This window comes from Achromobacter sp. JCM 18799 (assembly GCF_055395645.1).
This window is the reverse complement of record NZ_AP043866.1, coordinates 3,738,855-3,765,614: the sequence shown is the minus strand read 5'-3', so window position 1 is coordinate 3,765,614 and position 26,760 is coordinate 3,738,855. Positions and strand designations below refer to the sequence as shown.

Annotated in this window: 22 protein-coding genes and 1 pseudogene; 12 read left to right on the top strand and 11 right to left on the bottom strand. The window is 67.3% G+C overall.

Annotated elements, in window-relative coordinates; translation table 11 throughout:
• The first annotated feature begins 12 nt into the window (after window positions 1-12).
• The 5 genes and pseudogenes from ACZ5YA_RS17675 to ACZ5YA_RS17655 all read left to right on the top strand — a co-directional run.
• On the top strand, window positions 13-1,449 hold the full coding sequence (locus tag ACZ5YA_RS17675; protein WP_251879080.1) for an aldehyde dehydrogenase family protein: 1,437 nt from the start codon (window positions 13-15) through the stop codon (window positions 1,447-1,449).
• 25 nt (window positions 1,450-1,474) lie between these two features.
• Window positions 1,475-2,227: a glucose 1-dehydrogenase gene (locus ACZ5YA_RS17670; protein ID WP_251879082.1), complete on the top strand. Its 753-nt coding sequence runs from the start codon at window positions 1,475-1,477 to the stop codon at window positions 2,225-2,227.
• Between the two features lie 57 nt (window positions 2,228-2,284).
• Window positions 2,285-3,409: a zinc-dependent alcohol dehydrogenase family protein gene (locus tag ACZ5YA_RS17665; RefSeq protein WP_464090979.1), complete on the top strand. Its 1,125-nt coding sequence runs from the start codon at window positions 2,285-2,287 to the stop codon at window positions 3,407-3,409.
• Between the two features lie 36 nt (window positions 3,410-3,445).
• Window positions 3,446-4,750 carry an ABC transporter substrate-binding protein gene (locus ACZ5YA_RS17660; protein WP_251879087.1) on the top strand — a complete coding sequence of 435 codons (1,305 nt, stop codon included), beginning with the start codon at window positions 3,446-3,448 and terminating at the stop codon, window positions 4,748-4,750.
• A 66-nt stretch (window positions 4,751-4,816) separates the two neighbouring features.
• A pseudogene (locus ACZ5YA_RS17655) lies at window positions 4,817-5,138 on the top strand (DUF1016 N-terminal domain-containing protein); the annotation flags it as partial.
• Between the two features lie 66 nt (window positions 5,139-5,204).
• On the opposite strand, the gene ACZ5YA_RS17650 reads toward ACZ5YA_RS17655, so the two are convergent.
• A complete protein-coding gene (locus ACZ5YA_RS17650) occupies window positions 5,205-6,890 on the bottom strand; it encodes a GGDEF domain-containing protein (RefSeq protein ID WP_464090978.1) in 1,686 nt (561 codons plus the stop codon).
• 280 nt (window positions 6,891-7,170) lie between these two features.
• On the bottom strand, window positions 7,171-8,211 hold the full coding sequence (locus tag ACZ5YA_RS17645; protein ID WP_280015667.1) for a DUF2235 domain-containing protein: 1,041 nt from the start codon (window positions 8,209-8,211) through the stop codon (window positions 7,171-7,173).
• Window positions 8,212-8,551: 340 nt separating this feature from the next.
• On the opposite strand from ACZ5YA_RS17645, the gene ACZ5YA_RS17640 reads away from it, so the two are divergent.
• On the top strand, window positions 8,552-9,307 hold the full coding sequence (locus ACZ5YA_RS17640) for a 5'-methylthioadenosine/adenosylhomocysteine nucleosidase (protein ID WP_464090977.1): 756 nt from the start codon (window positions 8,552-8,554) through the stop codon (window positions 9,305-9,307).
• A gap of 12 nt (window positions 9,308-9,319) precedes the next feature.
• Here ACZ5YA_RS17640 and ACZ5YA_RS17635 read toward each other — a convergent pair whose 3' ends face one another.
• Both ACZ5YA_RS17635 and ACZ5YA_RS17630 read right to left on the bottom strand, forming a co-directional pair.
• Window positions 9,320-9,484, bottom strand: a complete 165-nt coding sequence (locus ACZ5YA_RS17635; protein WP_165867768.1) for a hypothetical protein — start codon at window positions 9,482-9,484, stop codon at window positions 9,320-9,322.
• 56 nt (window positions 9,485-9,540) lie between these two features.
• Window positions 9,541-10,932 carry a tetratricopeptide repeat protein gene (locus tag ACZ5YA_RS17630; protein ID WP_419341204.1) on the bottom strand — a complete coding sequence of 464 codons (1,392 nt, stop codon included), beginning with the start codon at window positions 10,930-10,932 and terminating at the stop codon, window positions 9,541-9,543.
• 181 nt (window positions 10,933-11,113) lie between these two features.
• Between ACZ5YA_RS17630 and ACZ5YA_RS17625 the strand changes: the two genes are divergently transcribed.
• Window positions 11,114-11,560 carry a hypothetical protein gene (locus ACZ5YA_RS17625; RefSeq protein ID WP_306635395.1) on the top strand — a complete coding sequence of 149 codons (447 nt, stop codon included), beginning with the start codon at window positions 11,114-11,116 and terminating at the stop codon, window positions 11,558-11,560.
• Here the strand turns inward: ACZ5YA_RS17625 and ACZ5YA_RS17620 are convergent.
• On the bottom strand, window positions 11,557-11,826 hold the full coding sequence (locus tag ACZ5YA_RS17620) for a PAAR domain-containing protein (protein ID WP_042795237.1): 270 nt from the start codon (window positions 11,824-11,826) through the stop codon (window positions 11,557-11,559). The genes ACZ5YA_RS17625 and ACZ5YA_RS17620 overlap by 4 nt on opposite strands.
• Window positions 11,827-11,862: 36 nt before the next feature.
• Window positions 11,863-12,114 carry a hypothetical protein gene (locus tag ACZ5YA_RS17615; protein WP_059371245.1) on the bottom strand — a complete coding sequence of 84 codons (252 nt, stop codon included), beginning with the start codon at window positions 12,112-12,114 and terminating at the stop codon, window positions 11,863-11,865.
• A 171-nt stretch (window positions 12,115-12,285) separates the two neighbouring features.
• Between ACZ5YA_RS17615 and tssA the strand changes: the two genes are divergently transcribed.
• On the top strand, window positions 12,286-13,386 hold the full coding sequence (gene tssA / locus ACZ5YA_RS17610; RefSeq protein ID WP_464090976.1) for a type VI secretion system protein TssA: 1,101 nt from the start codon (window positions 12,286-12,288) through the stop codon (window positions 13,384-13,386).
• Between the two features lie 47 nt (window positions 13,387-13,433).
• Here the strand turns inward: tssA and ACZ5YA_RS17605 are convergent, their stop codons facing one another.
• The 5 genes from ACZ5YA_RS17605 to ACZ5YA_RS17585 all read right to left on the bottom strand — a co-directional run bounded on the left by ACZ5YA_RS17605 (window position 13,434) and on the right by ACZ5YA_RS17585 (window position 21,303).
• Window positions 13,434-14,228 carry an OmpA family protein gene (locus ACZ5YA_RS17605; RefSeq protein ID WP_464090975.1) on the bottom strand — a complete coding sequence of 265 codons (795 nt, stop codon included), beginning with the start codon at window positions 14,226-14,228 and terminating at the stop codon, window positions 13,434-13,436.
• A 2-nt stretch (window positions 14,229-14,230) separates the two neighbouring features.
• On the bottom strand, window positions 14,231-15,214 hold the full coding sequence (gene tagF, locus ACZ5YA_RS17600) for a type VI secretion system-associated protein TagF (protein WP_059371248.1): 984 nt from the start codon (window positions 15,212-15,214) through the stop codon (window positions 14,231-14,233).
• The gene (gene tssM / locus ACZ5YA_RS17595; RefSeq protein WP_464092857.1) at window positions 15,211-18,915 is read right to left on the bottom strand and encodes a type VI secretion system membrane subunit TssM; all 3,705 of its coding nucleotides are present in this window, start codon (window positions 18,913-18,915) and stop codon (window positions 15,211-15,213) included. Before tssM ends, tagF begins: the two co-directional genes overlap by 4 nt.
• 119 nt (window positions 18,916-19,034) lie before the next feature.
• Window positions 19,035-20,423: a hypothetical protein gene (locus ACZ5YA_RS17590; protein ID WP_464090974.1), complete on the bottom strand. Its 1,389-nt coding sequence runs from the start codon at window positions 20,421-20,423 to the stop codon at window positions 19,035-19,037.
• 28 nt (window positions 20,424-20,451) lie between these two features.
• Complete coding sequence (locus tag ACZ5YA_RS17585; RefSeq protein ID WP_118935031.1) at window positions 20,452-21,303, bottom strand: M15 family metallopeptidase; 852 nt, start codon at window positions 21,301-21,303, stop codon at window positions 20,452-20,454.
• Between the two features lie 310 nt (window positions 21,304-21,613).
• Here ACZ5YA_RS17585 and ACZ5YA_RS17580 point away from each other — a divergent pair, with 310 nt between their 5' ends.
• Genes ACZ5YA_RS17580 through ACZ5YA_RS17565 form a run of 4 tightly spaced genes read left to right on the top strand, consistent with a single transcriptional unit; the run spans window position 21,614 to window position 26,758 of the window.
• On the top strand, window positions 21,614-22,363 hold the full coding sequence (locus ACZ5YA_RS17580; protein ID WP_464090973.1) for a hypothetical protein: 750 nt from the start codon (window positions 21,614-21,616) through the stop codon (window positions 22,361-22,363).
• A gap of 26 nt (window positions 22,364-22,389) precedes the next feature.
• The gene (locus ACZ5YA_RS17575) at window positions 22,390-25,269 is read left to right on the top strand and encodes a type VI secretion system Vgr family protein (protein WP_464090972.1); all 2,880 of its coding nucleotides are present in this window, start codon (window positions 22,390-22,392) and stop codon (window positions 25,267-25,269) included.
• Window positions 25,218-26,267, top strand: coding sequence for a DUF4123 domain-containing protein (locus ACZ5YA_RS17570; protein ID WP_118935035.1), 1,050 nt, complete (start codon window positions 25,218-25,220; stop codon window positions 26,265-26,267). The genes ACZ5YA_RS17575 and ACZ5YA_RS17570 overlap by 52 nt, the downstream gene beginning before the upstream one ends.
• On the top strand, window positions 26,264-26,758 hold the full coding sequence (locus ACZ5YA_RS17565; protein ID WP_464090971.1) for a hypothetical protein: 495 nt from the start codon (window positions 26,264-26,266) through the stop codon (window positions 26,756-26,758). Before ACZ5YA_RS17570 ends, ACZ5YA_RS17565 begins: the two co-directional genes overlap by 4 nt.
• Window positions 26,759-26,760: the final 2 nt, after the last annotated feature.

Below are 26,760 nucleotides of genomic sequence, written 5' to 3'. Positions count from 1 at the left end.
CGGAGACATTCCATGACGCAGATGATCATCAACGGCCGCCAGGTCGATGCCGCCGACGGCCGCAGCATCGAGGTGGTTTCACCGGTAGACGGCAAGGTATTCACCACCATTCCGCGCGGCCAGCAGGCCGATGTGGACGCGGCGGTGCGGGCGGCGCGCGCAGCGCTGGACGGCGAGTGGGGCGGGCTGAGCGCGCTGGAGCGCGGTCGGCTGTTGCTGCGCCTGGGCGAGAGCGTGTTGGCGCATCACGAGGAACTGGCGCAGCTGGAATCGCGCGACACCGGCAAGCCCATGTCCACCGCGCGCGCCGACATCACGGTGCTGGCGCGCTACTTCGAGTTCTACGGCGGCGCGGCCGACAAGGTGCATGGCCAGACCATCCCCTTTCAAAAAGACTATTCGGTCCAGCTGATCCGCGAGCCGCTGGGCGTCACCGCCCATATCATTCCCTGGAACTATCCGGCGCAGATGTTCGGTCGCAGCGTGGCGCCCGCGCTCGCCATGGGCAACGCCAGCGTGGTCAAACCGGCCGAGGATGCCTGCCTGTCCATCGTCCGCGTGGCCGAACTGGCGCTGGAAGTCGGCTTTCCGGCCGGCGCGCTGAACATCGTGACGGGCCTGGGCGAAGAGGCTGGCGCCAGCCTGTCGCGCCATCCCGACATCAATTTCATCACCTTCACCGGTTCCAACGAGGTCGGCGTGCTGATCCAGCAGGCTGCCGCCGTCAACGCCGTCAAGTGCGTGCTGGAACTGGGCGGCAAGTCGGCGCACATCGTGTTCGACGATGCGCGCTACAAGCTGGCCATTCCGGCCATCGTCAAGGGCATCGTCCACAACACCGGCCAGACCTGCACCGCCGGCAGCCGCCTGCTGGTGCAGAAAGGGATCTATGCCGATTTCATGAAGGCGCTGGCCGAGGAATTCTCCAAGGTGCGCGCGGGCACGCCGGACATGGACCTGACCTGCGGCCCGGTGGTCAACAAGGCGCAGTACGACCGGGTCAACCGCTACATCGCCAAGGGTCTGGCGGACGGGTTGAAGGTGGTGGCGGAAGGCGCCATCGCCGACGGCGTGCCGGAGGGCGGCTACTTCGTCAAGCCGACCCTGTTCAGTTCGGCCAATCACGATAGCGATCTGCTGACCCAGGAGATCTTCGGGCCGGTGCTGGTGGCGTTGCCCTTCGACACTGAGGCCGATGCCATACGCCTGGCCAACGCCACGGAATACGGTCTCTTGGGCGCGGTCTGGACCGAGAACGGGGGACGCCAGCAGCGCGTGGCGCGCGGCATCAAGTGCGGCCAGGTCTACATCAACGGTTTTGGCGCGGGCGGCGGCGTGGAACTGCCGTTCGGCGGCGTGAAGAAAAGCGGACACGGGCGCGAGAAAGGCTTCATCGCGCTGGAAGAAATGAGCACGACCAAGACGCTCATCCAATACTACGGCGAATGATCGCCACACCATCCGGAGACAAACAATGAGTCAGTTGCAAGGCAAGGTCGCCATCGTTACGGGCGGCGGCAGCGGTTTCGGCGAGGGTATCGTCAAGCTGTACGCCAAGGAGGGCGCCCGCGTCGTCATCGCCGACATCAACAAGGAGGCCGCCGACCGCGTGGCAGCCGAAGTTGGCGCCGCCGCATTGGCGGTGAAGGCCGACGTGTCCAGCCGCGCCGACATCGACAACACCGTGCGCACCTGCCTGGAAAAATTCGGCTCGGTCGATATCGTGGTCAACAATGCCGCCATCACCCACAAGAACCAGCCGATGCTGGACGTGGACGAGGCCATGTTCGACCGCATGTTCGACATCAACGTGAAGTCCATTTACCACATGGCGCAGGCCGTGGTGCCCGTCATGCGCAAGCAGAAGCGCGGCGTGATCCTGAACGTGGGCTCGACCGCCGGCATCCGGCCGCGTCCGGGCCTCAGCTGGTACAACGCGTCCAAAGGCGCGGTCAACGTGCTGTCGAAGTCCATGGCGGTGGAGTTGGGACCCGACGGCATCCGCGTCAACGCCATCTGCCCGGTAATGGGCATCACCGGCATGTTCGAGCTGTTCATGGGCCTGCCCGACACGCCCGAGAACCGTGCCAAGTTCGTATCGACCATTCCGCTGGGCCGCTTCTGCCAGCCTTCGGACGTGGCCGCGGCAGCGCTGTTCCTGGCCAGCGACGCCGCCGAGTTCATTACCGGCGTCGAGTTCCCGGTGGACGGCGGCCGCACGGTCTGACGTGCCGCGCCCGGCGCGTCCGGGCGCTTCTCCATACTTTCTGTGGGTGACTGGCGTATGAAAATCAGAGCGGCGCTGTTGAGGGAAGTGGGGGTCGAAGGCCCCTATGCCCAGACCCGGCCATTGAGCATTGCCGAGATCGAACTGGACCCGCCCGGCACGGGCGAGGTGCTGGTGCGCATCAAGGCGGCCGGACTATGCCATTCCGACCTATCCGTCATAAACGGCGACCGGCCGCGCGGCGTACCCATCGTGCTGGGCCATGAGTCGTCCGGCGAGGTCGTGGAAACCGGCCCCGGCGTGACCGACCTGAAGCCGGGCGATCATGTGGCCATGGTGTTCGTACCCAGCTGCGGTTGCTGCAATCCCTGCATGGAAGGCCGGCCGGCCTTGTGCGAACCGGGCGCCGCGGCCAACACCAAGGGCACCTTGCTGGGCGGCGATCGCCGCCTGCACATCGGCGAGGAATACATCAATCACCACACCGGCGTGTCCTGCTTCGCGGAGTATGCGGTGGTGTCGCGCCGTTCCTGCGTCAAAGTCAACGTCGAGCTCAGCCATCGCGAGGCCGCGCTGTTCGGCTGCGCGGTGCTGACAGGCGCGGGCGCGGTGCTGAATCGCGCCCGTATCAAGGCAGGCGATACCGCTGCCATCGTCGGCCTGGGCGGCGTGGGGCTGAGCGCCTTGCTGGCCGCCGTGGCGGCCGGCGCGCGCCGCGTCGTGGCGGTCGACCTCAGTGACGAAAAGCTCGCCCTGGCCAGGGAACTGGGCGCGACGCATGTCGTCAACCCCAGGCAGCTGAAGTCCGATGACGATCTCTATGACCTGGCCGACGGCCGGGTGGACTACGGCTTCGACATGGCCGGCGCGGTGCCCGCGTTCGAGACCGCCTACAAGCTGACCCGCCGCGGCGGCGCCACCGTGACCTCGGGCCTGCCCAATCCCAAGTTCAGTTTTCCGCTGTCCCTGTCGCAGATGGTGGGCGAGGAGCGCGAGATCCGGGGCAGCTACCTGGGCTCCGGCGTGCCTGCCATCGACATCAGCCGCTACATCGACCTGTACAAGGCGGGCCGGCTGCCGGTCGACCGCATGATGGGCAAATCCTTTTCGCTGGACCAGATCAACGAGGGGTTCGATCACCTCGCAACCGGCGGCAGCCTGCGCGACGCCATCGTTTTCTAAGGGCATAGACCCGATACCAACACTGGAGACAAGACCATGAAGACTTCTAGATTGGCGGCGCTGCTGGGCGCCACCCTGCTGTCGGGCGCCGCGGCGCTGGCAGGCGCGGCGGACAAGCCCAAGGAACTGAACATTGGCATCTCGACCTATCTGTCGGGGTCGGCGTCCGTGTTCGGCGTGCCCGCCCGCGATGCGGCCGAGATCCTGATCCAGGACATCAACGCCAACGGCGGGATCGATGGCGTGAAGCTGGTGCCCAGCTACATCGATGAAGGCGGCGGCGGCGAGAAACTGCTGTCCGAGTACCGCCGTCTGGCCGAAGGCGGCACGCGCGTCATGCTGTCGGCCATCTCCAGCGGCCACTGCAACATCGTCGCGCCCGTGGCGGAAGACCTGAAGGTGCTGAACGTGCTGTGGGACTGCGGCACCGAGAAAGCGCTGGAAGGCAAGAAATACAAGTACGTGGTGCGCACCCAGGCCAATGCCACCACCGAGATGGTCGCCCAGGTGCTGTACCTGATGAAGGTCAAGCCCGACTTCAAGACCATCGCCATCGTCAACCAGGATTACGCCTGGGGCCGCGATTCGCGCGATATCTTCCTGGCCGCGCTGAAGAAGTTCAAGCCCGACGTCAAGGTCGTGGCCGAGATGTTCCCGAAGTTCGGCGCGGCCGACTTCTCCACCGAGATCAGCCGCCTGCAGGCCTTGCGTCCGGACGTCATCGTGTCCACGTCGTGGGGCGGCGACCTGGACAACTTCGTGCGCCAGGCCTCGCAGCGCAATCTCTTCAAGAACTCGACCTTCGTGCTGTCGCTGGCCGAAAGCTCTCTGGAGCGCCTGGGCAACGCCCTGCCCGAAGGCGTGTACGTCGGCGCTCGCGGCGACCACTATTTCCTGCATCCGGAAACCAAGGACGATCCGCAGCACCAGGCTTTCGTGAAGAAGTTCCACGATAAGACCGGCGCCTATCCCATTTATTCGGTCTATCACATGGTGCAAGCGATCCAGGGCCTGAAGGCGGGCTACGAGAAGGCGATCAAGGACAACGGCGGCGCCTGGCCCAGCCCCGAGCAGGTGGCTGCGGCGATGCACGACGTGACCTTCAAGGGCTACGGCCGCGACGTGAAGATGCAGCGCGCCGACGGCCAGGGCCTGGAAGCGCAGTTGTTCGGCGTGACCAAGAAGAGCGACAAGTACCCATTCAAGGTGCTGGCCGACATCACCATCGTTCCGGCCGAGCTGGTGACGCCGGGCGTGTCGGACACGTCCATGGAATGGATCGACAAGAGCTTGACGCCCGATGTGCTGAAGAGCGATCAGATCAAGGTGTATTCGAACTGAGCAAGCAGGTGTGAGCTGGCATGGCCCCGGCGGAAATCCGCCGGGGTTTTTTTTTCACGGTGACTCCTGCGCGGCAATTCGTTGGACGGGCTGACGGCCGAAATTGTCGACTTGTTGGATGCCGCGCGCCTAGCGGCGGCGCGCAGCGTCAATGCGCTGATGACGGCCAGCTATTGGGAGATTGGTCGCCGGCTTATCGAAGCCGAGCAGAAAGGTAAGCGGCGGGCTGGCATTTGACCTCTCCGAACTGTCCCAGGTCCTTACTTTGCCGTGGCCGGCCCATGTTCGGTTGCTGTCTGTCAAGGATGACCATGCCCGCCGGTTCTACGAGGCGGAGGCGCTGCGCGGTGGCTGGAGCGTGCGACAGATCGACCGACAGATCGGCTCCGCGGCTACCGAGGACTTGCGAGGATGTGTGGCGCGAGCGGCTTTTGCCGTCTGCACTGTCCGCGCGTCAAGCCATCTGTTCGAGCAGCACGCAGTTGCGGCCGGTCAGCTTGGCCTTGTACAGCAACTCGTCCGCGCGGCGCGACAGGTTCTCCAGCGCCGCCGTATCGCCGCCGCAGGCATGGGAGACGCCGAAACTGGCGGTCATGCTGAAGGAGGAACCGCCGTCGGCGCGGATCCGCGTTTGCGCGATGCTCAGACGCATGCGTTCCGCAATGTCCCGGACGCGGTCCGGATTGCGGCTGCGGCACAGCACCGCGAATTCTTCGCCGCCCACGCGCGCGACCACGTCGGATTCGCGGAAGGTCGTGCGGCACAGGTGGGCCACGGTCTTGAGCGCTTCGTCGCCAGTGGCATGGCCGTGCGTGTCATTGATGGACTTGAAGTGGTCGATGTCGAACAGAATGAAGCCCAGGCCGTCCTGCGCGTCGTTGCGGATGTCGTCCAGCGAAGCTTCCAGGCGCTTCTCGAAGGCGCGGCGGTTCAGCAGGCCCGTCAGGAAATCCGTTTCGGCCATGATGGCGAGGTCTTGAATCAGGCGGTCGCGTTCGAGTTCCAGCTTGCGCACGGCGGCGGCGTTGTCGTTGAGCACGTTCAAGGCCTTGAACATGCCGTTCACTTCGCCGCGGTATTGGTCCGCCGGAATGGTCGGCACGTCGCCGCCTTTTGCGATCGCGCCGATGATGTTCGTGGCGCGCACGAAAGGCCGGATGACGCGCTTGCGGAACATGGACAAGCCGATGATCAACGCGGCGGTGAGCATCGCGGCGGCCGCCAGGGTGGTCAGCAGCACGCGGATCGCGGCCTGGCGGTTTTCGCCGATGCGCCGCTCCACTTCATTGAGCATCAGGTCGCGGAACCGGAGGATGGACTTCATGCGCGGCACATAGTTCGCGCCCAGTTCGTACATCGATACCAGGGATTCTTCGGGCACCCGTTCGGCCATGGCGCGCACGCTGTCGAGGTAGTTCATGCCGTCGCCGAAGTACTGCTGCTGCAGTTCGCGGTAGGCGAGGGAGGAGGCGTGTCGCGGCATGCTGGCGATGTTGGCGTCGATCAGCGCGCGTAGTTGGTCGATGCGGCCGATCACGCGTTCTATCCGCAGCTGGTCGCTGGCGGTCAGCGTGCGGCGTTTGCTGAGGGCGGGCGCGAACGTGGAGCCGAGCAGGCCGGCCTGTTCGCGCAGTTCGCCGGCCAGCAGCGCCAGCGACAGCAGGTCGAAGTCTTCGCCCTGGTTCCGGGCGATCAGGCCGATGCCGTCGGACATCGCGGCGCGCAGTTCGGGAACCACCGCGACCATGTCGCCGACCACTGTCGACAGGTTGTGGCCGGAGGTGTGGGCGCGGGGCGCGGCGATGGCTGCGTCGGCGCTGGCGCGGGCGTTCAACAGGGACTCGCGGATGCGCTGGATGTTGGTGAATTCGCGGGCGCCGTTGGGATTGAGGGGCGCGCGGTAGAGCGCAAGCAGGTCGGCGATTTGCGCATTGGTGTGCTGGCGGGCTTGGTCCAGCGCGTGCAGGATGTTTTCAGGGACCGGCAGGTCGGAACCCAGCGCCGAGTTCATGGGGCCGCGTTCGGCGGATACGGCCTCCATCGTCATCAGGGTCGTGCGGACCACGACGAAGCCTCTCAGGGCGTCGTCGGTGGCGGCCAGGGACCGCCAGTTCTGCTGCACCACGATCACGGTCAGCATGGAAACCGGCAGCGCTACGCCTGCAGCCAGTGTCAGGAAATACCTTTCAAGGGATTTGAGAGCAAAGACATTGCGGAACATGCGTAAACATCGGCTCGGAACAATGACTGGTGGCCGGAGGTTACTTGAAATGCGCTATGCATAAGCATTGTTTCCCCTCCACATTCCGACAGGTGGAAGTTTGTATCGCATTAAATCGCATAGTCTCATTTCCGAGCGCATTGCATCACTCTATTGCGAGTCCTCACATTGCGTTCGCCGCCCGCGCGCGGCGGGCGGGTCATGGCCGCGCCACGGGCAGCTTTTCCAGCGCGTCCTTGAAGTCGGGGTACTCCTTCAGGAAATCCAGGTTGCGCCCGAACCGCTTCAGCAGCTGTTCGTCCACCGTCAGATTGAGCACGGTTGCGCCGTCCCACAGCCTGGGCCGCTTTTTCACATGGATCAGCACCTTCTCCGTGAACTCGCGGTAGGAATCGTGCGGCTCGCATTGGTCGTAGTCCGTGGCGACGCGTTGCGCCAGTCCGGCCTCCAGGCCGGCCTGGCGCGCCTTCTCCTGCAGCCACGAGGCGGGCAGCGTCTGCAGACTGCCGTCGCGGTAGCCGCCGCCGACGTCCGAATGGGCGCCGATGAACCAGCGCTGCTCGACCGGATGGTCGGGCGGGCGCGGCTCGGAGTTGGCCAGACGGGTCCACAGGGTCGGCGCATACGGTTCGCGGAATTCGTTGGTGGCGATGGCGTGATAGGCGTGATGGACGTGGTTGCTGAGTTCGGTGTCGTGGAAGTTGTAGAACCTGGAGAAGCCCGGAAAAGGAATGCCGCCCACCGGTATGCCCAGGCTGCCGACCGTGTCCCAGACGCCGACGAAATGCACGTCGGTCTCGCGCGAAAAATTCAGGCGGAAAGTCGCGGCTTCCAGCGAGGAGGGGATGCAGTCGTCGCGGTAGAGCGCATAGGCTTGTTCCACGTTGCTGTCGGAAGGATCGTTCAGCAGGCCGCATTTGCGCACCATGCCAGCCAGGCTGCGGGCGGAGTAGGCGCCGCGGCTGAAGCCGAGCAGGAAGATGCGGTCGCGCGGTTCGTAGCGTTGGCAAAGCCAACGGTAGCCCGCGCGGATGTTGGCCGACAGCCCCGCGCCAAAGGCGCCGCCGGCGAACTTGTCGATGGCCGCCCACAGGCCCTGGCCCTGCGTGCCCACGCCTTCGATGTAGAACGTCTCCTGCGTGGAGGTCTCGGGCGCCGCCTTGTAGAGTTCGTAGACGTTGGTGCGGTCATTGGGTTCGTTCCAGGTCCCGTCGAAGAATACGGCTAGATTCTTCACCATGATCGTTCTCCACAGATTGAGTCTTGCAATGAATCTGCTTGCTGGCATGGCCCGCGTCGTGCGCGACGGTAAGCTAGCACGGCGTTCAGACGCCGCCGGGTGCGTGGTTTCCCTGCTGAACGGACATACACCGCTTTTTTGACTAGCCAATTGGTAGCAATCCATCGCCCCGGCCAGGTTCGCAGGGCGGCGCGGGTGCAGCAGGAAAGTTTCACTACATCAAAAGTTGCAATCCTCATGACAAGCGTGGCTGGGCCCACATGCGTTGGCGGCCTCGGCGCGCATGGAGTATGTTGCGGGCAGGGCGGCCGCGGGCCGCGCATTACCTGAGTAGATGCACATGGGACGTTTAGCCATATTGGGCGCCTTGCACGAAGAGATCGCCGACCTGCTGGCGGCGATGGACCCGGGCGCCGCCATCCATCGCATTGCCATGCGCGACTTCCACGTCGGCACCTTGTGGGGCACGCCTTGCGTGATTGCGTTGAGCCGGATCGGCAAGGTGGCCGCGGCTGCGACCGCCTCCATCGTGATCCAGGAGTTCCAGGCGTCGCGGGTGATCTTCACCGGGCTGGCCGGCGGCTTGCATGAGGATGTGGCGGTGGGCGACGTGGTCGTGGCCAGCGGGCTGATGCAGCACGACATGGATGCGCGGCCGCTGTTCGGGCGGCATGAGATTCCCTTGTTGGGGCGCGAACGCTTCGATGCGGATCCGGTTCTGAGCGGGCGGTTGCTGGAAAGCGCAGGGCAGTTCGTGCGCGGCCATGCCGGCTTGCCGGCGGAGCAGGGCGCACGGCCGCCGCGGGTGCATCATGGACTCATCGCCACCGGCGACGTCTTCGTCAACAGCAATGACTATGCGCACCAGCTACGCCAGCGCCTGCCCGATGCGCTCTGCCTGGAAATGGAAGGCGGGGCGATGGCGCAGGTCTGCTACGAATTTGGCGTGCCCTTCGCGGTGCTGCGGGTGATTTCGGATCAGGCCGATCACGCCGCGAAGGCCGACTTCACTGACTTCCTGGCGAACCTGGCGCGGGTCTACACCGCCGGCATCCTGGCGCCCCTGCTGAAGTCGGGCGCGCTGCGGGAAGCCTAAAGCTGGCGCTTGTCAGCGGCCGGTGTCGGGGTAGTTGGGGCCGGCGTCGTGGAAGCCGCCCTCGCTGTACGGATTGACCGCGCCGGGATGGGGCGGGCCGCCATTGCCTTGCGCGCAACCGGCCAGGACCAGGGCCGTGGCCATGAGAGTAAGCAAGCGGGTCAGGGCGGATTTCATGATGGTCTCCTGCGCGTACCGCTGTTGCGGGGCGCTGCTGGTCTGTCTTGGTTATTTTACGCCTCGGCGCCAGTGGCGGACCTGGTCTTGCGTTTGGTCTGCGGCGCCGCGCAGCGCTGCTGATAGGCCTGCACCTCGCGGGAGCTCGCCGCCTGGAAGTAGGGGTGCGGATGGCGGGCTTCGCGCAGCGCGTCGTGCATGCGCCCGCCCCACACGCATTGCGCCTCGGCCTGGTTCCAGAGCCGGGTGGCCAAGCCTTGCTGGCCGTGGCGCCACAGCGCCAGGCCGTAGTCGGCCACGATTTCCTCGTCGCGCGGAATCTCGCGGTAGGACTGCTTCAGCAGGTCCAGCCCGCCGTCGATGTCGCCCTTCAGGGCCAGGATCCAGCCCAGGGTTCCCAAGTTGTAGGGGAGCGGGCCGGCGGTGGCTATCGATTGGCGCGCTTGGGTTTCGGCTTGCGCCAGGTGATCGGGAAAATCCGCCAGGTAATAGGCGATGCTGTTGGCCCAGTCGGGTTCGTCGCGCAGCGGCGTCTCGGCCTGGCGGCGCTGCAATTCCAGCGCGTCCTCCAGCGCCAGGGCGGGCATGCCCAGCAGGCGTTCCAGCTTGAACCGTGCGCGCAGCACATCGCGATCCACGGGCGCGGATCCTGAGCGGGCGCGTTCCAGCCATAGGCGCGCCAGGTCGGCGCGGCCGGCCATCAGCAGCAGGTTGGCCATGTCCAGCTGTTGCTGCGGCTCTGCGCCGCAGGCGGTGGCATCCACCAGCTGCAATGCGCCCTCGGCATCGTCCTGGCTGAACTTGCGGTTGATGGCGTCCAGCTCGTCGAAGCACTGGCGGTTTTCCGCCGCGCTCGCTTCGGTGGATATCGACAGCGTGGCAGCGGGCTGGTCGTGGGTGAAATAGGCGGTATTGCCCTGGGCGGTGGTGTACCCAAGGTCCACCCATTGCTCGCCCCAGCGCACATGCATGGTCGTGACGTAAGGCCAACCTCCCAGCGGCTCCTTATCGCCGCCGCGCTGCAGCTGGAACACACTGCCCCAGGCGCCGCTGCCTATGCGCCGGATCAGGGTGAAGTCATCGGCGGAATGCGCCTCGCGGGTCCAGATCCAGGCGCTGCGGCCCAGCGCGTCGGTGACGCCGTGCACGATGCCGTCGTGGTCGGGCGTACCCTCGATGGACTGGTCTTTATCTGTCAGGAACAGGCGGTATGGCGTATTGGGAGCAATGGCGCCGCCGCGGCTGTTGTCCAGCCTCAGGATCAGGTAGCGGCCATGTTCCCCCTTGCCATACTGCGGCATGCCCTGGGGCGGGGCCGCGGGCGTGCTGCGGGTGGCGGGTTTCCGGGAGGACGAGCCGGCGGCGGCATAGGCCGGCAGAGCCGCCTGGGCAAGCGCGAGCGCGCCGGACAACAGCAACGGGTACAGCCTGGATTGCGGAAGCGTCATGGGTGCTGCTTGAGGTCTGAGCGAGAGAGCCTGAGAGACAGGCGGCATTCTCTCAGAGAACGCGTTGTGCCGCTGGTTCGCGCGCAAACACGGCGGCAGCGAAGGATCGGATGCGGCGGACGCGGTCCTGTGGCATTCTTGCGCCCGCACCCCGCCGCCGCATGCGGCGCATTCCTGTTCCATGATGCCGAGAGTCTTCCTGCGGTTCTGTGATTTCCTGCTGCTGTCCGCCGCGGCGGCGCTGTTCGGCGCTTGCCTGACTTCGGTGCTGAAGACCGATGCCTACGGCTGGATGATTCCCGACGCGCCGTACCTGTACGGGCCATTCGAGTTCTATGTCGATGCCGCCTTGGCGGGGCTGGCGGGCCTGCTGACGCTGGCGCTGGCCGAGCGCGCGGCGCGGGTGCGCCGCTCGGCCGCATGGCGGACCGCGGCGACGCTGGCCGCCGCGTTGGTCGCGCTGTATCTGGCGCCGCCCGAGCCTCAGGTGTTCGGCAACACCTGGGCGCCGGGCGAGGCCACGATGGAACTGTTCGTGGCGCAGTGGCGCATGGTGCTGCCGATTGCGTTCGCCGTGCTGGGGTTGCGCCTGGGATTGCGGCGCGTGCTTGCGCGGTCCGCGGCCTAGCCCTGCTCCAGCCGGTAGAACTGCTGGCTTGCGATCAGCGTCGCGCCGCAGGATGTCTTCATGCCTTCCAGCGCGGTGCGGCGGTCCGAACTGACGGCAGCCGCGCCTTCGACGATGGTATGCGTGCCGCTGCACTTGGGGCAGGTGACGCGATCGCCCAGCCGGGCCATGGGCTGGCCGAAGATCATGACTGTTTCGTCGCCCGTGACGACCACTCCGCCATGCGAGGTGCGGTCGCCCTTGCGTATCACCGATAGCTGCGCCATGGCTGCCTGTTGCCCTGTCAGTTTGGTTATGTGTGCTTACAGATAGGTGCCGTCCGGGGCCTGCCGCGGCGTGCCGGTGACGAAGGTGCCGTCGGGCGCCATGCGGACCGGGCCGTCGCCGCCCAGGTAGCGGCCGTCAGGCGCGCGCTGCGGCTTGCCGGCAACGTAAGTGCCGTCCGGCGCGCGCGTGATGGGCCCGCCGTCGCCGACGTAGGTGCCGTCGGGGCAGCGGCGCGGCTTGCCATTGATGAAGCGGCCGTCGGGCATCATGTGGAATGACTTGTTCATCGCGCATCCTTGTCCTGGGGAACCCGCATGATATCCAGGGTCCGTGATGCGTTTTGTAATAGGACGTGTCATCTTCAAACGCAACGTCGTTACAGATATGGGAGGATCGGTCCTCTTATCGCCGCCCGCCGCTGGCCCGGCGGCCGCGATCCTGCCATCCGACAGATATATATGAGCGATATCGACACATTGCTGCAGCCCATTGCGGGCGAGGCGCCCTGCGGCGTCGACATGGTGTTTTCCGCCGAATTCGACGCCATCCGCGAAGCGCGCCGCCACGATGATCCGAACCTGGACCAGGGCGACTGGGTCATCGACATCAAGGAGGCCGACTGGCCGGAAGTCATCCGCATCTGCACCACCGTGCTGCGAGAACAGAGCAAGGATGTGCGCGTGGCGGCCTGGCTGGCCGAAGCCTGGGCCAAGACGCGCGGCTTCGTTGGACTGCGCGACGGCTATCTGTTGGTGGACGGCCTGTGCCGCCATTACTGGGACGGCCTGCATCCCGTGCCGGACGAAGGCGACGTGCAGCAGCGCGTGGGCAATCTGGCCTGGCTGCTGGCACGCTCGCAACAGCTGATCCGCGAGCTGCCGCTGACGCAGTCCGAGGGCGGGCGCTATGGCGCGGCCCTGTGGGACAGCGCCTCGCAATTGGCCAACGCGGTCAAGCGCGCGCCGCAGAACGCGGCCGATATCACGCGCGGCAAGCTTACGCTGGACCAGTTCGACGCCGCGCGCCGCGACACGCCGCCAGCCTTCTACTCCGAGCTGGAAGGCAATCTGCAAAGCTGCTTCGCGGCGTTGGATACGCTGGAACAGACGTTGGCGCAGCGCCTGGGCGACGAGGGCCCTGCCTTCTCGCCGGTGCGCGACGCGTTGCGCGACGTCACCGAGCTGACCCGTCGCTTCGCTCGCGACGCCGGGCTGCTGGTGCGCGCGGATGCCGCGGCGCCGGCCGCTGCCCCCGCTGCACCCGCAGCCACCCGGATGGAGCCGACCTTGTCCGCCGACGCCCCTGATTCCGCCGCGCCCGCAGCCGCGCGCGGCCCGCTGCAAACGCGCGATCAGGCGCTGGCTCAGCTGCGCGAAGTGGCGGAGTTCTTCCGCCGAACCGAGCCTCACAGCCCCGTGGCCTATCTGGCCGACAAGGCCGCCAGCTGGGGCGAGATGTCGCTGCACCTGTGGCTGCGCACCGTTCTCAAGAACGGCGATGCGCTGTCCGGCCTGGAAGAGCTGCTGGGGGTGCCCAAGCCGCCGGACCACAACGGCTGAACGAAAAGTCCCCTTGGCGAGCCGGCCCTTGCGGGCCGCCCTGACGCCTAGCGGCTGGCGCGGAACTCGATGCGGCGGTTCTTGGCGCGGCCTTCGGCGGTGGCGTTGGTGGCGACCGGCTGGTCCGGCCCCGCGCCCAGCGTCTCGAAGCGCGCTGGCGGCAGGCCCTTGTCCACCAGATAGGTCCTGACCGCATCGGCGCGCGCCTGGCTCAGCGCCAGGTTGGTGCTGCGGCTGCCGGAACTGTCGGTGTGGCCGATGATCTGCACCTTGTCGCTGTGCAGCTTGGGCACCACGTCCGCCACCTTGTCCAGCAGTTCACGGCCGCGCGGCGTGAGCGTGGCGCTGCCGGTCTCGAATTCCACCACGCGGTTGGTCAGGACCTGGTCCAGCAGCCCCTGTTCGTCCTTGCTGGCGGATACGCGCAGGCCGTTGACGATCTTGTAGGTGGGATTGAGCGAGGTCGCGAAGGCGCTGGCGATTTGCTGGCGCGAGGCTTCGTTCTGCACTTCGCCGCGCAGCCGGATCTGGGTGCCGTCGATTTCCAGCTGGCCGCGGTTGATCTGCTTCAAGGGCTGGCCGATCAGTTTGCCGACGTGTTCCGACCAGTTCGGCGGCGCGACCACGCCGCCCACGTCGATCTGGTCGATCACGTTGCCCACGCCGTACACCTGCTGCAGCCGCGCCAGCACGTCGGCCTTGGCGGCTTCGTCCGGCACGGCGCCGCTGGCCACGACCTGGCCGGGCTGGGGGATGACGTTGGCGGGCACTACCGTGGCCGCGTCCTGGGCCGCGGCCCTGCAGGCATACAGCGCCGCCATGAGCATGAAGGAAAGGCGCATGGTCAGGCTCCGGTAAAGACTTCAAGAAAGGTATCCAGCGCCAGGCGCAGGGACAGGCGCGGCTGGTCCAGGTAGCTGGACAGCTTGGCCAGGCCATGGCTGGCGGACACGTGGTTGCGGACCCAGGGCGCGTCCTCCAGCACGATGTGCTGTTCGGCATACGCCTGGGGCGTGGACAGCAGACTGGCCAGCGTCTGGGGCGAGGCGCCGCGGAAATCCACGGCCAGCCGGTGCTTGCCGGCAATGCGGCCGATGAAGAGGGTGATCTCGAAGTCCGCGCGCGACAGGAAGGGCGAGATCAGCGTCATCCAGTAGGCGGCCACCAGGTTGATGTAGAGCGGATCGTCCGGCAGCGGCAGCGACAGTCCCTTGTCCAGCTGCGAAGAGCCGCTGGACATCACCGGCTCCAGCAGGATGCCCAGCGCCAGGATGATGTCGTGCACGCGCGCGGCGTGGCCGTTGCCGCGCAGCATCGCCTCCAGCCGTTCCACGGTTTGCAGGTCGACGAAGGCATCGAAGCCGTCGTCGGCGGCCGTGCGGATTTCGCCTTCCAGTTCGTTGAGCGTCTGCAGCGCCGAGGCGGGATCGCCGTCCTGCATCAGCAGGGCGGCGGCGCCGCTCATGCGGTTCCACATGCGGCTGAAGGCGATGGGGCTGCGGGCAATGAAGGCCAGCGGCTTCTGCACTTCCACCGAGGTGGCCGAGAGGAAGGGGTAGCGGCGGCCCGACAGGTCCTGGCTGGGCTGCAGATGCCCCGCGATGGCCAGCTTGCCGCGCGACCCCAGGATGGCGAACGGCATGGGCTCGGCCTCGTCGTACAGCGCCTTCCAGTGCGGCTCCTGCGCCAGCATCTCCATGGTGCTGGCGACCCAGGCATCCAGCGTGGCCATCAACTGCGGATGCGAGGTGTTCTTCACGAAGTCGCCGCGGCTGGGAATCTTGCCGAAGTAGGCCGTGCGGAACAAGGGGGACTGCGGGTTGCTCATTGCGGCGCTCCGGGTTGCGTCTGGGCGGAGGATTCGGAAGAGGCGCCGATCACGGACGAGGGCAGGCGCAGGTTGCGCAGGCCCTGGCTGCCGCCGGGCTCGCTGCCGCCGGCGCCGGGCGCCTGGGCGTTGCTGATGATGCGCAGCTTCACCGGCACCGTCACGTTGGATTTGCCCCAGCTCATATTGAAGCTGCCGTCGGCGTTGGCGGTGCGCTGGGCCGTGGAGATCAGGCGTTCCAGGCCGAAGCGGCCCGGTTCGTTGACGATCTCGACCACGCTGCCGTCGAAGGTGGTGGCGGTGATGCGTGCGCCGGGGGCGCCCTGGGCGTTGGGCCACACGAAATTGACCCACTGCGGCGGGGTATTGCGGTAGCGCAGCTGCTGGCCGTCGATCTCGATGGTGTACTCGGTCACGCCGGCCGCGGGCTTGGGCTGGATCTGGAACAGCGTCTGCGGCTGGCTGGCCGCGCCGCTGCCGGCCGCGCCACCCGAGAGCGGCGCCACCCACTGCGCGAAGTTGGCCGTAAAGGTGGGTTGCAGGCTTACGCCCATGTCGCCCCAGGTGCGCGCCGTGAGGATGTCGCCGCGACGCACGGTCAGCGGGCCCAGCGTGTCGTTGACGTACTTGGCGATGCTGCCCTGGGGGCCGAATACCTGGCCGATCTCATCGCTGCTGGCTTCGACGCTGGCGCGGCTGGCGAAGGGGTACTTCTCCGCCAGGGTCTGGTTGAACGGGCGGTAGACCTGCGCGTTCCAGACCTTGTTCAGCTCGGATTCCGCCGGCTGCATGGTCACGGCGTAGGCCTGGATCAGCGGGCGCACCAGCAGCGGGCGCAGGGTCTCGCGCTGCGTCGCCGACATGCCCGCCAGCATCTGCTCGTCCACCAGCTTCAGCGCGTCGGCCAGTTCCGAGTCCTTGCCTTCCAGCGTCTGGCGCATCAGCGTCAGCGCGCCGGGGCCGGGGTCGCCCTGGTTGTTCAGCAGGTTGAAGCGGGTGCGTATCTTCGACAGCGCGCCCATGTAGTTGCCCAGCAGCGACTGGTTGTCGCGCGTGACCACCAGGCGCGCCACATCGGAGAATTCGCGTCCCACCGGCCCCATCGGAATCGCTTCGCCGTTGGCGGCGGTGGCGGGCGCGGCGGATGGCGGCGTCTGGCGCAGGATGACGCGCTTGAACCAGCCGACCACGCCGCTCTGGGCCTGCTGCAGCCCGGCGTTGATCAGCGAGGGATTGTCCCAGGAGGTCTGCTCATAGGTGGTGTTGATGAGCTTGGCGATGGGCGAGGTCTGCGGATCGCCCAGGCGGTTCATTGCGCCCACCGATTGCTCGAAGCTGGTGAAGGGCTTGATCGTCACGCCGCGCAGGAACTTCTGCCACTCCTCGGCGTACTCGGTCTTGTACATCGTCGCCAGGCTTTTCTGGATCTGCTCCGGGCTGCCTTCCAGCGTCAGGTCGTCGCGCGCGTTCACGCCCAGCACCCAGTCGCTGGTCTGCACTTCCTTCTTGGCGGCCTCGCCGATGGCGGGCTGGATGTACTGCTCCCAGGCTTCGCGCGTGAACGTGCCCGGAATGGCATAGCTGCCCGCGACCACGCCCGCGTCGTTCTCGCCCACGATGCGCGCCACCGTCATGGCCTGGAAGCGCGTCGCGGCGCGGGCCTTGAGCGTGGCATAGGCGCGTTCGCGCGCCGGCATGCCCTGCATTACGGCGCGCAGGCTGCCGCGGGTCTTTTCGACCAGCGCCAGATTGGTGTCGATCTGCGGCCAGCCTTCGTCCTGCGCGCGGCCGACATAGAACGAGATCAGCCGCTCGGCGCTGCGGATCAACTGGTCGCGCGGCATCGCGCCGCGGTTGGTTTCCAGCCAGCCGCGCCAGAAGCGCGTGATCTGGTCGGACAGGTGCGTGGGGTCCACGTGCTGATGGTTGGCCATCATCAGGTAGGTCTTGAGCGCGTTGTAGGCGTCGTCGGCGTTGGTGGGCGAGGCGTCCTGGAACAGGGTGTCGCCATTGGCCGCGTGCGCGGCGCGGGCTTGCTGCGGCGCCGGTTGCGGCGCGCTGCCGCTGGCTGCGGCGGCGGAGGTGTCGACCTTGGCCAGGAAGTCTTCCAGGCTGGCCTTCACCGGCGTCAGCATGAACTGGCGCGCGCCGTTGTAGTACTCGGCCAGCAGCCGCTCCTTCAGCACGTCGCCCTGGTACAGGCCCAACCCCAGCGACCACGGGCGGCTGGAGGAATAACGGTCCAGCTGCTCGATGCGGTCCTGCAGGATCTCCATCGCTTCCAGTCTGCTTTGCAGGTCGGTGCGCTCGCTTTGCAGGCGCACCACCTTGTCCAGGTCGGCCTGCACGTTCTGCGCCAGTTGGCGGTTGCCCAGATAGGACCAGCTCCAGCCGCCCAGCACCAGGCCCAGCGCCAGCACCAGGCCGAAGAAGGCCAGGTAGCGCATGCGCGTCTTGGCGGGGCTGGCGTGCTGGCGCACCAGTTTCTTGTCCGCGAAGATCACGCTGGAGAACAGGTCGCGCAGGAAGAAGCCGTTGTTGGAGGTGACGCTGCGCGACTGCGCGCGCGCGGCGGGACGCAGCTCGAAGCGTTCGGCCAGCCGTTCGGTGGAAGTGCTTTGCGTCACGCCCTCCTGCAGCGCGCTGGTGAAGTAGAAGCCGCGGAACACCGGCTTGTACTGGAACGGATTGGTCTCGAACAGCGTGGACAGGAACGTGCGCAGCGCCGGCTTGATGCCGGCGAATTCCAGCGGGAAGGTCAGCAGGCCGGGCGGCAGGTCGCGGCTGTTGCGCAACGAGATCTGCGCCGTGCCCATTTCCTTCAGGCCTTCATACAGTTCGTCGAAGCGGCTGTCGAACAGCGCCAGCACGTCGCGGTTTTCCTCGGCGCCGTAGGGCAGGGTCGCGCCCCAGACGCGGTCGCGCTCGCTCTGGTCGCTGTCGGAGAAGAACTCGCTGAAGCCCGAGATCAGGTCGGCCTTGGTGAAGATGATGTAGACCGGCGCGAACACCTCCAGGCGGTCGGTCAGCTCCTGCACGCGCTGGCGCAGGTTCTTGGCCAGGTTGATCGCGAATTCCGGACCCGCGCCCGTCAGCTCGTCGATGCTGGCGGCCACGATGATGCCGTTGATGGGCGCCTTGGGACGATGCCGCTTGAGCAGGTCCAGGAAACCCATCCATTCGTTGCGATCCTCTTCATGCACCGAATAGCGTCCGGCGGTGTCCAGCAGGATGCCTTCGGTGGTGAAGAACCAGTCGCAGTTGCGCGTGCCGCCCACGCCGCGCACCGCCGCGCCGTTCTTGTCCGCAAAGGGAAACTGCAGGCCGGAATTGATCACGGCGCTGCTCTTGCCGGCCGCGGGGTTGCCGATGACGATGTACCAGGGCAGCTCGTACAGGGCCTCGTTGCCCGAGGTCTGGCCGATCTTCGAGGTCTTGATGGTGCGCACCGCCTGGGTGAGCCGCGTGCGCAGCGCTTCCACGTCGTTGCGGTCGGCGGCGGCGCCGGTCTGCACCTGCTGCTCCAGCATGTCGCCCAGGTTCCTGTTGGCGCTGCGTGCGCGCCGCCGGCGCCACAGATAGGCGCACAGCCACAGCAGCACGCATACGCCCAGCGCGATGCCCGCCCAGACCAGGCCGATCTCCACCGTGTCGGCGAACAGGAACAGGAATACCACCAGGGCCACCAGTCCGAGCGCCATGAAGGTGCGCGGATTGGCCAGCGCGCGCGAGGACCAATGTCGGCCTTCGCTGATGGCGCGGGAGGCGCCGGATAGGAGATCGGAGGGGCTGCGCATGGTTTGAGCTATGTTCTTGTGGGTCAGGCGGGAAGGGTTTCGGAAGGCGACACCAGCGCCAGCGTCCGCAGCGCCGGGTCCTGGGTCATGAGGGCGAGCACGGGCGCGCCGGCCTGGGCGCAGGCGACGCCCGCGACGGCCACGGTCAGCAGATGCGCGGCCGCGCCGGTGTGGCCGCAGCCGGAACCTACCGCAAGGCAGTCCAGGTTCGGGTCCAGCGCCGGGAACAGCGCGGCAGCCAGGCCGGCGCTTTCCAGCGGGCGGCTGCCGCGATGGTCGGCGTCGCTGATCAGCGCGGCCACGCCATCGGCGGGCTGGCCTTGTTCGGCCAGGAACTGCGTGGCCAACTCGGTCACTCGGGGTTCATGCAACGCGCCGCGCGCGTCGGCGTCGATCGCGCGCTGTGTTTGTGCAGACAGGATCAGGGTCAGCGCGGAATCGGCGCGTGCGGACTCGCCGCCAGGCGCATGGGCGGCCAGGTCCAGCAACAGGCCCGCCGCGGCTTCGCCTGGCACCTGGCCTTGAGGATTGGCGTTCGACATGAGGCGGCCGGCGGCGTCCCATTGCTCGATGCGCGCGGCATCGATGTAAGAGTCGGCGACGGCGACCAGGCGCAGCGTGGCGCTGCGCGCGGTCAGGGGTTCCTGCGCCAGTTGACGCAGCAGGCCGTCGCAGGCGAGCGCGTTTGGCGCGGCGTGCAGGCGCTGCGCGATGCGGCTGGCTGGCCACGCCGCGGCCGCGCTCGCCTGGTCGGCTGCGTGGTCGCGCACGGCGTCAGGCCATTCGGCTGGCAGCAGCAGTTCCAGCTGCAGCAGCGGCCAGGCTTCGTCGCGTTGCGGTTCGCCTTGCTTCAGTACGATGGCCCGTGCCTCCAGCGACAGCGCTTCCACCACCTCTGCCAGCAGGGAGCTTGCGCGTACGCGTTCTTCTTCGAGCGCGGCGGCCGGAGCATGCGCCTCGCGCGCTGCGGCGCGCAGCGCATCGGTATCGAGCTGCGGCGCCCGCGCGCTGAAGATCGGAAAGCCTTGCGTGTTCTTGAAGGAGGGATCCAGATCCGGGCGCTGCTGCGCGGCCAGCGCCGCGTGGATCGCGGCGGGCTCGCTGCCGACTGCGGCGCTGGCCGCGCTGCCCAGCACGCGCAGGCGCGCGGCCTGGGGTGCGGCCTCGGCGGTCTCAACGGCGTCGTCTTGCACGGGTTGCGCCGGCGCGGCGCGCGCTTCGCGGCGCGCACGCACGATGCGCGCGCCGCTCCAGGCGGCGGCGATCAGCGCCAGCGGCAGCGCGAACAGATAGAGGCCGATGTCCACGCCCGTGGGCAGCGTGCGCGACTCCTGCCACCAGATGATGACGGCGAGCCAGACCACGCCGAAGACGAGGGCCAGCAGCAGCCCGGTTTTGAGTATGCGGGTCATCGATGCGATCCGACGTTTGCGGAGTTGATCATTGCGCGGCTCCGCCATTGCGCCGCATGACGCCGGGACGGCGCAGCTCGGTGTGGCCGAAGTCCATCATCTTCCAGCGGCCGCCCCAGGTCAGGCCGACGCGCTCGGCGGTTTCGCCGAACAGTTCGTAGCCGCGCATGGCCCAGGGATCCTTCTCCGATACGACCACCTTGCCGTCGCGCAGGAAGGCGCTGTCCGCAGCCAGGCCAAACTGGTGATAGCTCTGGTAGGCGCCGGCATTGGTCACGTGCGAGCCCATCTTGGCAAGCTCAGCCTGGCGGTCCGGGCTGCGATAGCCTTCGATCAGCACCATCTCATAGCCGTGTTCTTCGCGCATCACGCGGTACGCGGCCAGCAGGCGCTGGCGGTAATCGGCGTCCAGCAGGTTCCAGTCGCGGCTGGCGCCGCCCAGGTTGGGGCGTACCAATTCCACTTCGCGCGTGGTGAAGGCTTCGGGCGGCAGCGGAGGCGGCGGGACCAGTCTTTCGCCGGTCAGCAAAGCCTGGATGCGAGGGTCCGGACCCGCTGTCCGATCCTCGTAAACAAATGTGTGATTGTGTCGCATGACGAAAGCAAAAAGTGACGGAAGCAACACAACCAGCAGGCCCGCGGCGATGTGCCAGCGGTACGCCGAAAACGCGCCGCCGGCCTTTCCAAAGCCCGTGCGCAGCGCCTGCGCGGAGTCGCCGACCGCCCCTCCGGCATGCCCCGCGCCGCGCGCCATGCCCTGGCGTATCCCCTGCGCAAGCGCGCGCGCTCCCCGTGCCGTGGCCTCCCGCAAGGACGGGAATACAAGCAACGCGGAAACGCCGATGGCGAGCAGAAAGTAGAGAGGCAGCAGGAGAAGCAAGGAGGTCCCTCAGTTACGAAGGCGTAATCTTTTGTTCTATTCGGGATTCAGGCAAGCGCTTGGACGTTGCAAAACGCGTCTGTGGCTTAGAACTCGTAACAAGAAACGGTGATGCGAAAGAAGTCATCAGGTATTCTCGAACCCCTTGGTTACAGGGGTTTAGACGACCTCTGCAGACACGGGACTTCGCATGGCAGAAGACGAAAAAAGATCGCGATCACCGACCTCTGTTCCCAGCTTGCTCGCAGGACGCGCACCGTCACCGGATGAACGCGCGGCATCGCGCATCCTCGCCGCGCTCGAGGGCCGAGTGCCGGACGCCGAGGTCAAACACCTGGCGCCCAAGCGCCGTTCCCGCTTGCCGCTGGCCTTGCTGCTGCTGTTGCTGACGGGCGCCGCGGGGGCGGTGTTCTATAGCGTGTTCGATACGCCGCCGCTGCCCGTGGTTGCTGAATCGACTCCCCGGGCCGCGCCGCCAGCGCAGCCCGTCGCCGCGCCAGCCGCTCCGACAGCGGGTGCGCGCGTGGCCGCTGCCGATCCCGATACGCCGCCTTCTTCCGCTGCCATCATCGAAGACCACCCCCTGGCGCAATTGGGACTTCCCAATGCCGATGAGGACCGCGCGCCCGAGAACCCCTTGTCTGCGCTGGCCGTCACCGCTACGCCGCCGCAGCCTCGCGCTGCGTTGCAGGCGCAGGCCGCCGCGCCCAAGGCAGCCGGGCCCACAGTACCTCGCGCGAACACCTCGCAAGCCTCGCCCAAAGCGTCGCCCCAGGCCGCGCCGCAGCGCGCCAAGACGCCGCGCAACGATTCCGACGCCGCATTGCTGGCCGCGCTTATGTCCTATGGCCTGCCGCCGGCTTCGCCGCCCGGCACCAAGGTCTACAAGAACGACGGCGTCTTCGTCCGCGAACTGCCGGGCTCGCCCCTGGCGGCGCGCCTGGAGCAATGCCGCAAGCTGGGCTTCCTGGAAAGCGAGCAATGCCGCTTGCGGGTGTGCTCGGGCTATTGGGGTACCGCGCCCGAATGCCCCAACCCGCAAGCCCAGGTCGAACCCTGAGTCTTCAGAGAAGGTTTTTTCCCGCAATGGATCCGACTGCTACGCCCGGCCTGTTCAGTTCCGACGCCCGCCTCTACAGCCTGGAAGGCGAGGGCGCGCTCGCCTCGCTGCAGGTCGAGGGATGGATCGCGCGCGAAGCCTTGTCGGGTATCGCGCAGACGCGCGTGGTCGCGCTGTCCGACAGCGCCGGCCTGGACCTGCGCGACATGATCGGACGCCCCGTGACCTTGTGGACCACGCGCGCCGACGGCAGCCGCGCGGGCCGCAGCGGCCTGGTCCGCGAAGCCGAGCTGCTGTCGGGCGACGCGGGCCTGGCGCGCTACCGCCTGACGGTCGCGCCCTGGCTGTGGCTGGCCACGCAGCAGCGCAACAGCCGTGTATTCGAAGCGCGTTCGGTGCTGGACATCGTCGGCCATGTGCTGGGCGGCTACGAAGGCTATGTGCATCGCGTGGCTCCCGACGCGGCCGACGCGCAGGCTGGCGCGGCGCCGCGCCCCTACACCACGCAATACCGCGAGACCGACTATGACTTCATCAGCCGCCTGCTGGCCGAAGCGGGCCTGGGCTGGACAGTGGTCGAAGACCCGGAGGTCCCTGCGCGGCACGTTGCGCTGATCTTCGCCGACAGCCGCGGCCTGGCCGAAGACGCCGAGTCCGCAGGCGGCGGCGTGCGCTTTCACCGCGCCGGCGCGACCGAGTCGCGTGACACCGTGCAGGCCATGTCGCGCCAGTGGCGGCGCGGTCCGGACCGCGTTACCGTCTTGGGCTGGCATGGCGGCGGCAAACGCGCGGTGGCGGCCGAGGCGCTGGCGCGTCCGTCCGACGGCACTGACGACACCGGCCTGGAATGGTACGAAGTGGCGGGCCACGGCAGCTTTGCCGATGAGGCCGAGGCACGGCGCCAGGCTACGCTGGCGATGGAAGCGGTGCAGGCCGGCGCGGAGACCTTTGTCGGCCAGGGCGGCGTGCGCACTTTCCGTTCCGGCACGCGCTTCACACTGCAGAACATGTCTCCACTGGGACCCGCAGGCGAAGAGGGCTTCGAGCCCGCCTTCGCGCTGGACCGGGTCGAGCATGTAGGCATCAACAATCTGCCGCCTGAAACCCGCGCCTCTCTGTCGCAGCGCTTGGGCGGGCTGGACGCGCATCTGGCCTTGGATACCGAGGCTCCCGATGCGCCAGGCGCGGCGCGTCCGAATACCGATCCGTCGCGGCCCGGCGCCGCCGTGTTGGCGAAAGCGCGCGAGGTCGGCTACGCCAACCGCTTCCAGGCAGTGCGTTGCGACCGTCCGTGGCGGCCGGCGCTGCCGCAGACGCGCGGTGCGCGCCTGAGCGGCGCGCCTTCGGTCCATGGCGTGCACACGGCCATCGCCACGGGTGCCGATGGCGCGGTGCAGGCGCAGGGCGAGGACGAGATCCTGCGCAACAAGCGCGGCGACGTGCGCATCCGGTTCCATTGGCAGGCAGACGATGCCGAGGGCGTGGCCAAGAGCCGCTGGGCCCGCGTAGCGCAGCGCCAATCGGGCGCAGGCATGGGCATGAGCTTCGTGCCGCGCATTGGCCAGGAGGTGCTGGTGCGCTTCCTGGACGACGACGTGGACCAGCCCATCGTCGTGGGCGCGCTGTACAACGGCCGCGGCGAGGGCGGTACGCCCGCCACGCCGGGCGGACGTGACGGCGGCAAAGCCGACACCCAGGTCTACGCCGCCGCGCGCGATGCCGCGCCCAGCGCCCAGGCCAACCTGGCGGCAGGCAACGCGCCCGCCTGGCATGGCGCCGCGGGCGGCGACGAGAATCACCGCAACGCCGCCGCGCTGAGCGGCTTCAAGAGCAAGGAGTTCGGCGGCTCGGGCTACAACCAGATCGTGTTCGACGACAGCGACGGACAACTGCGCTTGCAGATCAAGAGCAGCCAGGACGCCAGCGAACTGAACCTGGGTCACCTGATCCATCAGGCCGGCAACTACCGCGGCGGACTGCGCGGCCTGGGCGCCGAGCTGCGCACCGACGCCTACGGCGCCGTGCGCGGCGGCGCGGGCGTGCTGCTCAGCACCTACGCCGGCACCGGCGCCAGCGCCGGCCCCGCAGGCGAGGCCGCGGGCTTGCAGGCGCTGGCCAGCCAGGCCGACCAGATGGCGCGTTCGCTGGATGGCGTGGTCGGCGCGCACCAGGGTCTGCGTCTGGCGAGCGCGCTGGGCTCCAAGGGAGCAGAGGCGAGCGTGCTGGACGACGGCAAGGCGCCCTTGGCCGCCATGCATCGCGCCGTGTCCGGCACCGTAGCAGGTGAAAGCCTGGACGGCGCGCGCGGCGATGCTTCGGCCAAGCACACCCAGGCGGCCGAGGGCAAGGTGCCGCACCTGACCGATCCCGTCGTGTTCATGGCCGCGCGCGCGGGGCTGGCGCAGGTCGCCGGGCAACACATGCAATACACCGCCGGCGAGACCGTGCACTGGTCGGCCGGCAAGGACCAGAACCTGGCCGTGATGGGCGCGCTGCGCGTGCACACCGGGCAGGGTCTGGGCATCGTCGCCGGCTTGCAGCAGGGCGGCGCGGACTCCGGCCTGGACCTGATCTCCGCCACTGGCGACGTGCACGTCCAGGCCCAGCACGACATCCTGCGCGTGCAGGCGCAGAAGGACATCACCATCGGCAGCGCGCAGACCAATGTGGAGTATGCCGCGCCCAAACGCATCCGCATCGCCACCGCGGCCGGCGCCAGCATCGTGCTGGAAGGCGGCAACATCACGGTCACCGCGCCTGGGCGGATCGATGTGAAGACGGGGAACAAGCAGTTTGCCGGACCGGACCAGATGCCCTATCAGTTTCCCTCCATGCCGGGGCAGGTTTGCGTCGAATGCCTGAAGAACGCCATGAAGCAGGCATTGCCAGCGGTGTTTCGCACATGAGCAATCAGGTTCGTCCGCTGGTCCTGCATTCCGATCTCGACGGCCTGCACGCCAGGGTCCAGGCCAGCGCTCGCGTCCAGGTATCGGACCTCAATCTTTTTGCCCTGGTCGAGCCCGGCATGCTGGATGGCTGCCGGGATCCCGCGCCCGCCGAATTGTTGCGGCATTTCAGGGAGCCTGGCGATGCCTCGCTCTACGCGCGGCGGCACGAGGCCGTGGCGGCGTCGATCGGCCCGATGCTGGCGCAGCCCGATCTCCCGCAGGCGGAGTGGCTGTGGCGGGTTGGACAGGCGCATCATGCCGTATCGTGGATATGGACCGAACGGCCTCTGGAAGAGATGGCCCGGCATCTGGCGGTTTGGCTGGATGCGCGGACCGACGATGGCCTGGACTTCCTGCTGCGCTACTACGATCCCCGCCATGCGGAGCCCATGCTGACGCTGATGGGAGTAGACGTGCTGCGCGGCATGTTGGACCCGGGCGAAAGCTGGTCCTGGGTTGACCCGTGGAATCGGGTCTGCTCCCTGATGCCGGTGTCGGACGGGCCAGTAGAGAAGCCAGGCGCTCCACCCTGGATCCTGACGCAGCCGCAGACGGAAGCCCTGATGCGCTTGTGCGAACCCGGCCCTCTGCTCGACGCGCTGATGCAGCGGGTGCCGGCCATGCTGGCCCCCTGGACGCGCCCCACGCCGTACGCCTTGGCTTGCCATCTTTCGCGGGTGGCGGCGGCGCATGGGCTGACGACCTTCGAGCGCCAGTTCTGCTACGCGCTGGATGCGCTGGATCTGCATCCGATGGCGCACCGAAGCTCGGTGGTCCAGGCGCGTTTACGGAATGGAGAAGCACTGGATAGTGCGTTGGAGCGCCTTGCCTCCGAGGAGCGCGCCGCCGTCAGGGCGGAGTTGGCGATGCAGAATGGCGCGACGGAGTTTGAAGCTCCGGCAGGCTATGCCATTGAGCCGCTGCCAACAGAGTTTGCACATAGGAGAGTTGCATGAAGTCCAAACGTCTGTGGCCCTGGACGGTGCTGATACTGGCCCTGGTTGCCATTGGCGCCATCGCAGGTCCGCCATTCTATCGCTGGGCCTACGTCGCACTCTTGCCGCCATTGCTGATCTGCGAAGCCCGCAACGACACGGAGGTCGATATCGGCTATCGCCTGGAGGACTCGTCCGGCGCGTTCCCGGGAGATCGGGTCGCGAGAGCGTCGGGAGCTCCTGGCGGGCCTCTTTCGGGCGCCTGCTTTTATGGCCCGGACAGCCGCCGCAAACCTGTGCAGGTCGTGTGGGGGGCCATCAACGGCGGCGAGAAGCAGTATCCGCACAGCGCCGAATTGACGGTGCCACGTCCGGGAAATGCCGCGGTGTTGTTGCTGCGCTTTACCGCGCCGGACCGGGTACAGGCCCGCTTTGCGACGGAAACAGAAATGCCAGAGCCCATGGATGCGCCGGAATCGGTGTGGAACAGCGGCGACTGGGTCAGTCAATGATC